Genomic DNA, 1,889 nt, shown 5'->3' with positions numbered 1-1,889 from the left:
GCCTCACCGACCTCCCCACCTACGCCTTCCAACACCGCCGCCACTGGCTGCCGGCGGGCGCCACGGCCACCGACGTCGGTTCCATCGGCCTGGGTACGGTCGACCACCCGCTGCTCGGCGCTTCGCTGCAACTCGCCGGCGGCGAGGGCGTCCTGACCGGGCGGATCTCGCTGTCGAGCCACCCGTGGCTCGCGGACCACGCCGTGTTCGGGACGGTCGTCCTGCCGGGCACCGCGTTCGTCGAACTCGCCCTGCACGCCGCCGACCAGGTCGGCCACCGCGTCCTCGACGAACTCACCCTCGAACGCCCCCTCGTCCTCACCGACACCGCCCACAGCGTCATCCAGGTCACCGTCACCACCCCCGACAACAACGGCCGACGCACCGTCACCATCCACTCCCGCCCCCACACCACCGACACCGACCTCACCGGCTCCACCGACGACTGGACCCGCCACGCCGTCGGCACCCTCACCGACACCCCCACCAACAACCCGACGCCCTACACCGGCACCTGGCCCCCCACCGGCGCCCAGCGCATCGACACCACCGACAGCTACCAGCGGCTCAGTACGGTCGGCTACGGCTACGGCCCCACCTTCCAGGGCCTCACCGCGCTCTGGCAGCAGGGCCAGGACCTCTACGCCGAGGTCGTCCTCCCCGCCGACACCGACGGCTTCGCCCTGCACCCCGCTGCCCTCGACGCCGCCCTGCACCCCCTGCTCGCCGACGAACTCCTGGTCCCCTTCTCCTGGAACGGCGTGCAGCTCCACGCCACCGACGCCACCACCCTGCGCGTCCACCTCACCCGCCGGGGCGAAGGCGCGGCCCGTCTCACCGCCTACGACACCACCGGCCACCCCGTCGTCACCGTCGACGACCTCCGCCTCCAGCGGATGTCCGCCGACCAGCTCGCCACCACCACCGACGAACCGCTGTACGAGCTTCGTTGGCACGAGATCCCGCGTCCGCAGAGTCCCGTCGTGCCGGAGGACATCGCGCTCGCCCGGGTCGAGGCCGAAGGCGATCTCTTCACCCGTCTCACCGAAGTGCTTGAGCTCACCCAGCAGTTCCTCACCGACCCCGCCAACGAGGACACCCGGCTGGTCGTCCTCACCCAGGGCTCCCTCACCGACCACCCCGACCCCGTCACCGCGGCCGCCTGGGGCCTGCTCCGCTCCGCCCAGACCGAGCAGCCGGGCCGCATCGTGCTGATCGACGTCGACATCTGGTCGGACGAGGCGTTCGCCGCCGCCATTGCCACCGGCGAGCCCCAAGTAGCCTTCCGGGCGGGGCAGCTGTTCGTTCCCCGGCTCGCTCTCGCGAGCGTCGGCGCCGACCCGGCACCGGTGTGGAACCCGGACGGCACGGTGCTGATCACCGGTGCGAGCGGCACCCTGGGCCGGCTGGTCGCCCGCCACCTGGTCACCGAGCACGGCGTCCGCCACCTGCTGCTGCTCAGCCGCAGCGGCGCCCGGGGCTCCAAGGAGTTCGCCGCCGAACTCGTCGAACTCGGCGCCACGCCCGCGTTCGTGGCCTGCGACGTCGCCGACCGCGACCAGTTGGCCGCGGCCCTGGCCGGCATTCCGGCCGAGCACCCGCTCACCGCCGTCGTCCACGCCGCCGGGGTCCTCGACGACGCCGCCGTCACCAACCTCGGCGTCGAGCAGCTCGCCAACGTCCTTCGGCCCAAGACGGACGCCGCCGACCTCCTGCACGAGCTGACCGCCGGGGCCGACCTCGCCGCCTTCGTCCTCTTCTCCTCGGTCGCGGGTGTCATCGGGACGGCCGGGCAGGCCAACTACGCCGCCGCCAACGCCTACCTCGACGCCCTGGCACAGGACCGGCACGCGGCCGGGCTGCCGGCGACCTCGCTGGCCTGGGGCCTG

At 73.1% G+C, this 1,889-nt stretch carries 1 protein-coding gene; it reads left to right on the top strand.

What is annotated here, in order from left to right:
- Positions 1-1,889: type I polyketide synthase (locus tag BI06_RS52185; RefSeq protein ID WP_043479112.1), on the top strand; the 1,889-nt coding region annotated here is incomplete at both ends.

Source organism: Kitasatospora sp. MBT66 (assembly GCF_000710405.2).
Taxonomy (GTDB): domain Bacteria; phylum Actinomycetota; class Actinomycetes; order Streptomycetales; family Streptomycetaceae; genus Kitasatospora; species Kitasatospora purpeofusca.
This window is presented reverse-complemented; position numbering and strand designations above follow the sequence as displayed.